The organism is Curtobacterium sp. PhB130 (genome assembly GCF_003755165.1).
Classification (GTDB): domain Bacteria; phylum Actinomycetota; class Actinomycetes; order Actinomycetales; family Microbacteriaceae; genus Curtobacterium.
In genome coordinates, this window is record NZ_RKII01000006.1 from 69,916 (window position 1) to 79,114 (window position 9,199).

Consider the following 9,199-nt stretch of genomic DNA (forward strand, 5'->3'; position numbering starts at 1 on the left):
CCGGTCAGAGCCCGAGCAGCCGCCGGACCCCGTCCGTCACGACCCGCCGCGTGAGTTCGCCGTCCCGTCGCGCCTTCGCCCGCAGCGCCGCCCCTTCCCAGAGGTCCACGAGCTGCGCCCCGACGAGCGACGCATCGAGCGCGTCCGACACGTCCCCCTGCTCCTGCGCGGCCCGCACCGCCGCTGCCAACCGCGCGACCCACTCGTCGAAGACGCCGTCGACGTGGCTGGCGACGGCGGGCTCGTCGGTCGCGGTGTCGATCGCCAGGTTCCCGAGCAGGCACCCGTACCGGAACTCGATCCCCGCCAGCTGGTCGAGCATCGCGTCGAAGTACCCGGTGATGCGGTCGACGGCCCGCGGCACGGACTCGTCGTCGAGCAGCGCGGTCGGCGAAGCGGCGGCGAAGCGGTCGGCGACCTCGATCGCCAGGTCGGCCTTGGACCGGAAGTGGTTGTAGAACGAGCCCTTCGGCGCCCCGGCTGCCCCGGTGATGGCGGCGACGCCGGTGCCGGCGTACCCGTGCTGGTGGAACTCGACGAGGGCGGCGTCGACGATCGCGTCGCGGAGACTGGCTCGGGGCATGGAACGATCTTCGCACCCGGAGTTCGGAACAGCGGAATAAGACGACCGGTCATATTGCTGCCTCCTCCAGCGGCACCGATCGGCGCCCCGACGGAAGGAACCCCCATGACGGAACTCAGCGGACAGATCGTCCTCGTCACCGGCGCAAACGGCGGACTCGGCACCGAGTTCGTCCGCCAGGCCATCGAGCGCGGCGCGACGAAGGTGTACGCCGCCGCACGACGCCCCCGTGACTGGGACGACGCACGCATCGTCCCCCTCGTGCTCGACGTCAGCGACGAGGCCTCGGTGTCCGCTGCGGCAGCCACCGCGTCCGACGTCACCGTGGTCGTCAACAACGCCGGTCTGCTCCGCCCGGGCGGCCTGGTCGACGGCCCCCTGGCGGACATCCGCACCCAGATCGAGACGAACCTCATCGGCCCGCTCCTGGTCACCCGCGCCTTCGCCCCGGCACTCCGCGCGACACGCGGAACCGTCGTGAACGTCGCGTCGGTCCTCAGCTGGCTCGGCGGCAGCGGCGCGTACGGCGTCTCGAAGGCCGGACTCTGGTCGGCGACCGACTCGACCCGCCTGGAGCTCGCCGGCGACGGCGTCCAGGTGGTCGGCGCCTACCTCGGCTACACGGACACCCCGATGACCGACGGCGTCGACGCCCCGAAGAACACCACAGAAGAGGTCGTCACGGCCGTCTTCGACGGTGTCGAGCAGGGCGAGCACGAGGTGCTCGCGGACGAGCTGACGCGCAGCGTCCGCGCGTCCCTCGGCGCCCCGATCAGCGAGCGCTACGCCGCGCTGGCCGGCTGACGCACGGAACGGACCCCGAGACGGACGGGAGGCCCGGTGCGTTTCCGGCACCGGGCCTCCCGTCCGTCACATCGGGACGATCATGGCCTCAGGAACGCCACCAGGCGTCGAACGGCGTCGCCGGCACCTGCCGCTTGTGCTCCGTCGCGCGGTACCGGGTCTCGATCGCCTCGGCGACCTCGATCGGGACGTCGTGGCCCTGCAGGTACGCGTCGATCTCCGCGTAGCTGAGCCCGAGGTTCGCCTCGTCCGTCTGACCGGGGGTCTCGTCGAGGAGGTCGGCGGTCGGCGCCTTCTCGTACAGGCGGGCCGGTGCGCCGAGGTGCTCGAGCAGCTGGCGACCCTGGCTCTTGGTGAGCCCCGTCAGCGGCGTGATGTCCACGCCGCCGTCGCCGTACTTCGTGAAGAAGCCGGTCACCGCCTCTGCCGCATGGTCCGTGCCGACGACCAGGAGCCCCTGCTGCCCGGCGACCGCGTACTGGGCGACCATGCGCATCCGCGCCTTGACGTTGCCCTTCACGAAGTCGCTCAGCGGCACCCCCGCACTCGTGGTGTCCTGCACCACGCCGTCCACCCCGTGCTCGATGTTGACGGTCAGCCCGGGCTCCGCGGCGATGAACTGCAGCGCGAGCTGGGCGTCGTCCTCGTCGGCCTGGACCCGGTACGGCATCCGGACGGTCGTGAACGTGACGTCGTGCCCCTCCGCGCGGAGCGACTCGACCGCCAGCTGCGACAGGCGCCCGGCGAGCGTCGAGTCCTGGCCGCCGCTGATCGCGAGGAGCAGGCCCTTCGCGCCGGTGGTCAGCAGGTAGTCCCGGAGGAACCCCACGCGACGGTCCACCTCGGTGGCCGGGTCGATGACGGGCTGGACGTTGAGGTCCGCGGCGATGGCGGCTTGGAGTTCACGCACCGGTCCAGTATTCACCGTGGACCCGTCAGCGTGCCTCGACCGATTCGGAGCGCTTCTGCCGCCACATCTTCGCGGGCTGGTCCGGGCCGTCCCAGACCTGCACGGCACCCCACGCGGCGGCGAGGAGCGGCACCGAGATGACGGCGCCGAAGATCCCGGCGAGGACGGTGCCGGCGGTCAGGCCGATCAGGATGACCAGGCCGTGCAGGCGCAGCGTCCGGCCCATCAGCACCGGCTGGAGGAAGTTGCCCTCGAGCTGGTTCACCAGGACCACGATGCCGATCACGACGAGCGCCTGCACCGGGCCGAGCGCGACCAGTGCGACGAGCGCGGCGAGGATGCCGGCGGCGGTCGCACCGACGATCGGGATGAACGCGGTGATGAACACGACGACCGCCAGGGGCAGCGCGAGCGGCACCCCGACGATCGCGATGCCGACGCCGATGCCGATCGCGTCGACCGCCGCCACCGTCGCCGTGCCACGGACGTAGCCGCCGAGGGTGGACACGATGCGGTCGCCGACGCGGCGGGCGCGGGCGTAGCGCTGGCCGGTGAACGGGCGGAGCAGGAACTCCCAGATCTTCGGGCCGTCCTTGAGGAAGAAGAACAGCACGACGACCATCAGCACGAGCCCGGTGAGGAAGTTCGCCGTCGCGGACGCCCCGGCGAGCGCGCCGGAACCGAACTGGGCGCTCGTGATGAAGTCCGTGACGGTCTTCGTCGCGTCGTCGATCTGCGACTCCGAGATCGAGAACGGCAGCGAGGTCGCCCACTGCTGCAGCTGCTGGAACCCGTCGACGGCGGAGTCCTGCAGGTCGGACCACTGGCTCTCCACGGCGACGACGATCAGCCACGCGACGAGTCCGAGCACCACGAGCACGCCGAGGAGCACCGCGAGCGTCGCCAGGACCGAGGGGACGTGGTGCCGTCGGAGCCAGGACACGACCGGGTGCATCGCGGAGGCGATGATGAGCGCGAGGAGCACCGGGATCGTGACGACGCTCAGCGTGGACGCGGCGTAGACGATGCCGATCACGATGACCAGCACGATGATGACCTGCAGGCACCGGGTGGCCAGGCCGCCGAACGAGTCGGACCAGGCCCGCCGTGCGCCGGTCGGCGGGAGGTCCTTCGGCGCGGACGTGGACGGGGAGAAGAACGGCATGCGGATCCTGTCGTGACGGTGGTGCGATCTGCTGTCGAGCGCTCCCCCGATGATGTCAGGCCGCCCGTGACTACGCTCAGGCTCGTGACGACGACGTTCCCGCGCAGTACCCCGTCCGCTCTCGACATCGACGCATCGGGGGTCGAAGCGCTCGTCCGGGCCCTCGGGTCCACGCCCGACGTGGAACCGCACAGCCTGCTGCTCCTCCGGCACGGTCAGGTCGCCGCCGAGGGCTGGTGGGCGCCGTACTCCGCGGACCGACCGCACCTGCTCTACTCGCTGAGCAAGAGCTTCACCGCCGCGGCCGTCGGCATCGCCGCGCGCGAGGGACTGATCGACCTGGACGGCACCGTCCTCAGCCACTTCCCCGAACTCGACGCCGAGGTCACCGACGCACGGAGCCGCCGGATGACCCTGCGGAACGTCCTGGCGATGGCGAGCGGCCACCGGGAGGAGACCCTCGATCGGGCGCGGGAGACCGACCCGACGAACATCGTGCGCGGCTTCCTGCTGCTCCCGCCGGACGAGGACCCGGGCACCGTCTTCGCCTACAACCAGCCGTGCACGTACACGCTCGCCGAGATCGTGCGCCGGGCGAGCGGCACGACGCTGCTCGAGTACCTGCGCCCGCGCCTCTTCGACCCGCTCGGCATCGGCCAGGTCGCCTGGAAGCGGGACGCCACCGGTGAGCTCGGCTTCAGCGGGTTCTACGCCACCACCGAGGCGATCGCGAAGCTCGGGCAGCTGTACCTGCAGCGCGGGGTGTGGGAGGGCGCACGGATCCTCGACGAGGACTGGGTCCACGAGGCGACCCGGCTCCAGGTCCCGAACGAGGACCCGGAGCACCCGGACTGGGCAGCCGGCTACGGCTACCAGTTCTGGATGGCACGGCACGGGTTCCGCGGCGACGGCGCCTACGGGCAGTTCTGCATCGTGCTGCCGGAGCACGACGTCGTGCTCGCGATGACCGGCCAGAGCATCGAGATGCAGGCGGTCCTCGACGCGGTGTGGGAGCACCTGCTGCCGGCGATCGACCGGCCGGGTCCGGCGGGTCCGGTGGACCTGTCCGGGCTGGCCTTGCCGCCGGTCTCCGGCTCGCAACTCGGTTCCGTCGGATCTGTCGGATCTGTCGGATCCGTCGGATCTGTCGGATCCGTCGGCCTGGAGGCCAGGGTCGCCTTCACCCGTGGCTCCGGCCCCGGGGTACTCCTGCTCACCGCGGTGGAGCTCGAGCACGCCGGCGACGACGGCTGGGTGGTCACCGTGGCCCAGGACGGCTCCGCCGTGCGCGCACCGCTCGGCGAGGGCGCCTGGGCGGTGTCCGGCTCCACCGCGGCGAGCGCAGCCGTGGACGGGGACGGCCAGGTCGTCGTGGCGCTCCGCTTCGTCGACACGCCGCACCTGCTCCGGCTGCGGCTCGACCCGGTCACCCGGACCTTCGCGGCGTCCTGGATGACCGAGCCGCTGCACGACCGGATCGGCACGTTGCACCGCCCGGCCTCCGGCTGAGCGCGCGGCGCGGCCGCGCCCGGTTCACCAGGGGACGACACCCGCATCGTCGAAGAACCCGCCGCGCGGACCGTCGTCCGGCAGCGTCGCCAGGCGCACCGCCGTGGCCGCACCCTGCTCGGGAGTCCGATCCCCGGCGAACCCGTTGAAGTCCGTCGCGACGAGCCCTGGGCAGGCCGCGTTCACGATCACCGGGGTGTCCGCGAACGCGCGGGCGTACTGCACGGTGAGACCGTTGAGGAAGGTCTTCGACGACGAGTAGTCGGCCATGACCGGGCCCGGCTGCCGTGCGAGCGACCCCATGCTGCTCGACGCGTTCACGATCCGCGGGTGCTCCGACCGCCGGAGCAACGGCAGCATCGCGTTCGTCACCCGGACCACGCCGTACACGTTCGTGTCCACGACACTGCGCAGCACGTCGAGGTCGATGGCGGTGGGGTCCTGCTCCCAGGTCTCCGGGTCGAAGGGTCCGGAGATGCCCGCGTTGTTCACGAGGACGTCGAGCGTGCCGAACCGCTCGTCGAGTTCGCGTGCCGCTGCCGCGACGCCCTCGTCGCTCGTCACATCGATCCGGACACTCGTCGCGTCGATGCCCTCGGCGACCAACCGGGCCGCGGCGTCCGAGCCGGCCGTCTCGTCACGCGCGCCGACGACGACACGCATGCCGAGCCTCCCGAGCGATGCTGCGATCGCGAAACCGATGCCCTTGTTCGCCCCGGTGACCAGGGCGGTCGTTGCTGTTGTCATGTCCCGATCCTCGGTCCGGGCCGACACCCGTGTCCAAGACCCGTTCGGTGTCCGTCGATACCCGGTGGGTATCGACGACGTAGGCTCCGCGTGTGGACGATCTCGAGACGCGCGAACTCCGGTACTTCGTGACCGTGGCCGAGGAGTTGCACTTCGGCCGTGCGGCCGTGCGCCTCGGCATGTCGCAGCCGCCGCTGTCCCGCGCGATCCGACAGCTCGAGCAGCGCATCGGCACGGCACTGTTCGTGCGGGAGCCGCGCGGGGTCACCCTGACCGCGGCCGGGACGGTCTTGCTCGGCGATGCCCGCCCGGCGCTCGCTGCCGTGGCCGCGGCCGGCCGACGAGCGCAGCGCGCCGGACGGCCGACGCGTCAGCTCGTCCTCGCCGTGAAAGCCGGTGCCGAACACGAGATCCTGCAGGCGTTCCTCGACGTGCAGGACGCGGACCCGGACGCGCTGCCGGTCGAGGTGGTGTTCGGCGAGGTCCACGAGCAGGCGGCGTTCCTGCGCGACGGGACCGCGGACGTCGCGCTCATGCACCGGACGTACGACGACCTCACCGGCTTCGACGCCGAGGACCTGCGCACCGAGCAGCAGGTCGCGATCCTTCCGCGGTCGCACCCGCTGGCGTCCCGGCCGGCGCTCGCCGCCGCCGACCTGCGCGACCTGCCCGACCTGCCGGCGGCCCGGTGGCCGCGGGCCGACGGCACCTACCCCGACGGACCAGGGCCCGAGGTCCGTTCCCAGTCGCAGCTCGCGCAGCTGGTCGCGCTCGGGCGCACCGTCATCGTCATCCCGCGGTCGAGCCGCACCCTGCAGTGGCCGGAGCACGTCGCCGTCCCCGTGCTCGACGCCCCGCTCGCCACGACGGTGATCGCGTGGCCGGCCGCGTCGACCTCGCCGGACGTCGCACGCGCGGTGCGGAACGCGATCAGGGCGGCGGACGCGTTCGCGGCGTCCCGCTCGGCCTGAGCGGACTCTCCGGGGGCGGCGCCGTGGGCGGCGCCGTGCTTCCGGGGTCGAGTGCGCAACAGTGGGGCTCTGCGCTCGGCAGGAGCGCATCGTCCGCGCACTCGATCCTCAGATCTCGACGTCGCTGCCCATCGTGACCGTGCGCTGCGGCGGCAGGCCGAAGCGTGCTGCCGGGTCGGCGGCGTTGTGGGCCAGCGCCACGAACAGCTTCTTCCGCCACGCCACCATGCCGTGGCTCCCCCGCATCGGCCGGAGTGCGCCACGGGAGATGAAGTACGACGCGTTCGCCATCTCCTCCGGGTCGAGGTCCAGCACCTCCGACAGGCATGCCGCGTGCAGCGCGTGCGGCAGGTCCTGGTCGTCGGAGAACCCGAACTTCACCGTGACGTGGTCGATGCCGTCGTCCGCGTAGCCGAGGTCGTCGCGCATGAACGCCTTCGCATGTGGCACGTGCGGGACGTTCGCCGTGATGACCGACACGATGATCACCCGGCGGTGCACCACGTGGTTGTGTTCGGTGTTCGCCCGGAGCGCCAGCGGCGTCGTCTCCTTGTTCGGGTGCGGGAACACCGCGACGCCCTCGACCCGGGGGATGTGCGCCGTGTTGACCCGCTCGATGAAGTCGTCGAGGGAACCCTCGCGCTCCTTCCGTTCCTCCTGCACGAGCTGGCGACCGCGGCGCCACGTCGTCATGACCGTGATCACCGCGAGCGCGATGAGGAGCGGCACCCACCCGCCGTGGAGCACCTTCGACAGGTTGCCGGCGAGGAACGTCAGCTCGAGGCCGCCGAACACGACCGCCGCGACGACGAGCTTCCACGTCGCCCAGTGCCAGAGCGGCTTCACGACGAGGAGCAGCAGGATCGTGTCCGTCACGAGCGCGCCCGTGACCGACACCCCGTACGCGGTCGCCAGGCTCGCCGACGACCGGAACGCCAGCATGATCGCCATCACGCCGATGAACAGCAGCAGGTTCACGGCCGGCAGGTAGATCTGGCCGCCCTCCTCCTTCGAGGTCTGGCGGATCGTCAGCGGCGGCAGGAGCCCGAGCTGCACGGCCTGCCGGGTCAGCGAGAAGGCGCCGGAGATCACGGCCTGGCTCGCGATCACCGTCGCGGCCGTCGCGAGCACCACGACGGGCAACTGCGCCCAGTTCGGGAACAGCAGGAAGAACGGGTCCTTCGTCGCCTCGGGGTGCTCGAGGACGAGCGCCGCCTGACCGAGGTAGTTGAGGACGAGCGCCGGGAACACCACGAAGAACCACGCACGGCGGATCGGCACGCGGCCGAAGTGCCCCATGTCGGCGTAGAGCGCCTCGGCACCGGTGATGACGAGCACCACGGCACCCATCGCCACGAAGGAGATGTACGGGTGGGCGAAGACGAACACGATCGCCCACGTCGGGGAGAGGCCCTGCAGGACGTCGGGGTGCGTGACGATGAACGGGACGCCGGCCACCGCGATCACCACGAACCAGAGCAGCATCACGGGGCCGAAGAGCGTGCCGACCTTGCCGGTGCCGAACCGCTGCACGAAGAACAGGATCACCAGGATCACGGCGGCGATCGGGACGATCAGGTGCCCCACCGCCGGAGCCGCGGTGCCGAGGCCCTCCACCGCGGAGAGCACGGACACCGCCGGTGTGATCACCGAGTCGCCGTAGAACAGGGAGACGCCGACGATCCCGACGATGAGGAAGATCGTCGCGCCCCCGCGGCGCTTCGCGTACAGCCGACGGGCCAGCGCGGCGAGCGCCATCACGCCGCCCTCGCCGTTGTTGTCGGCGCGCATCAGCACGAGCACGTACTTGATCGAGACGATGACCGTGATGCTCCAGAACATCAGCGAGATGACGCCGTAGACGTCCTCCGGGATCGGCTTCACGATGCCGTTGTCGATCGTGAACACGGTCCGCAGGGAGTACAGCGGGCTCGTGCCGATGTCGCCGAAGACGACGCCGAGTGCAGCGAGTGCGAGCGCGGTGGTGCCCTTCGGCCCGTCGTGCTCGGGGGTCGCGGTGTCCTCGCTGACGGGTGCCGCGGCGGAGGTTTCGGTCACGCTCGATCACTCCAGATCTGACCGCCAGGGAAGCGGCCCGCGCTCATCCTGCCACCGTCTGCCCGTGCGCCTCGCAGCACGCGGTCACTCTCGGAGCCCGGCCCGGTCACTCTTCGAGCTGGAGCGACTTCCCGCGCATCACGAGGAGCGGGTCCGGCGGCAGCGCGACCTCCGGGTCCTTGCCCTCGTAGTCGAACTGCGCGAGGAAGTAGCGCATCGCGTTGACGCGCGCACGCTTCTTGTCGTTCGACCGGACGATGGTCCACGGCGCGTACCGCTTGTCGGTCCGGCGGAACATCTCCTCCTTCGCCGCGGTGTAGTCGTCCCACACCCGCAGGGACGCCACGTCCACCGGCGAGAGCTTCCACCGGCGGACCGGGTCGAGCTGCCGGATCGCGAACCGGGTCCGCTGTTCCTTCCGGGTCACCGAGAACCAGAACTTCGTCACGTGA

8 protein-coding genes and 1 pseudogene are annotated in these 9,199 nt (G+C 71.2%); 3 read left to right on the forward strand and 6 right to left on the reverse strand.

Annotation, left to right across the window (positions count from 1 at the left end):
* Window positions 1–4 precede the first annotated feature (4 nt).
* Window positions 5–583 (reverse strand): TetR/AcrR family transcriptional regulator, encoded by a 579-nt coding sequence (locus tag EDF24_RS00395; protein WP_123700778.1) that lies wholly within the window; start codon window positions 581–583, stop codon window positions 5–7.
* Window positions 584–688: 105 nt separating this feature from the next.
* On the opposite strand from EDF24_RS00395, the gene EDF24_RS00400 reads away from it, so the two are divergent.
* Window positions 689–1,387 carry an SDR family oxidoreductase gene (locus tag EDF24_RS00400; RefSeq protein WP_123656272.1) on the forward strand — a complete coding sequence of 233 codons (699 nt, stop codon included), beginning with the start codon at window positions 689–691 and terminating at the stop codon, window positions 1,385–1,387.
* 88 nt (window positions 1,388–1,475) lie between these two features.
* Here EDF24_RS00400 and nadE read toward each other — a convergent pair whose 3' ends face one another.
* Entirely contained in the window at window positions 1,476–2,297 is an 822-nt protein-coding gene (gene nadE, locus EDF24_RS00405) for an ammonia-dependent NAD(+) synthetase (RefSeq protein WP_123700779.1), read from the reverse strand.
* Between the two features lie 25 nt (window positions 2,298–2,322).
* On the reverse strand, window positions 2,323–3,462 hold the full coding sequence (locus tag EDF24_RS00410; protein WP_123656274.1) for an AI-2E family transporter: 1,140 nt from the start codon (window positions 3,460–3,462) through the stop codon (window positions 2,323–2,325).
* Window positions 3,463–3,546: 84 nt separating this feature from the next.
* Between EDF24_RS00410 and EDF24_RS00415 the strand changes: the two genes are divergently transcribed.
* Entirely contained in the window at window positions 3,547–4,971 is a 1,425-nt protein-coding gene (locus EDF24_RS00415) for a serine hydrolase (protein WP_243698211.1), read from the forward strand.
* 24 nt (window positions 4,972–4,995) lie between these two features.
* Here EDF24_RS00415 and EDF24_RS00420 read toward each other — a convergent pair whose 3' ends face one another.
* Window positions 4,996–5,718, reverse strand: a complete 723-nt coding sequence (locus tag EDF24_RS00420) for an SDR family oxidoreductase (RefSeq protein WP_123700781.1) — start codon at window positions 5,716–5,718, stop codon at window positions 4,996–4,998.
* Window positions 5,719–5,810: 92 nt separating this feature from the next.
* On the opposite strand from EDF24_RS00420, the gene EDF24_RS00425 reads away from it, so the two are divergent.
* Window positions 5,811–6,689 carry a LysR family transcriptional regulator gene (locus tag EDF24_RS00425; protein WP_123700782.1) on the forward strand — a complete coding sequence of 293 codons (879 nt, stop codon included), beginning with the start codon at window positions 5,811–5,813 and terminating at the stop codon, window positions 6,687–6,689.
* A gap of 108 nt (window positions 6,690–6,797) precedes the next feature.
* On the opposite strand, the gene EDF24_RS00430 is transcribed toward EDF24_RS00425, so the two are convergent.
* Together EDF24_RS00430 and EDF24_RS00435 are read right to left on the reverse strand one after the other, a co-directional pair.
* Complete coding sequence (locus EDF24_RS00430; protein WP_123700783.1) at window positions 6,798–8,747, reverse strand: potassium transporter Kup; 1,950 nt, start codon at window positions 8,745–8,747, stop codon at window positions 6,798–6,800.
* A gap of 106 nt (window positions 8,748–8,853) precedes the next feature.
* A pseudogene (locus EDF24_RS00435) lies at window positions 8,854–9,199 on the reverse strand (polyphosphate kinase 2); the annotation flags it as partial.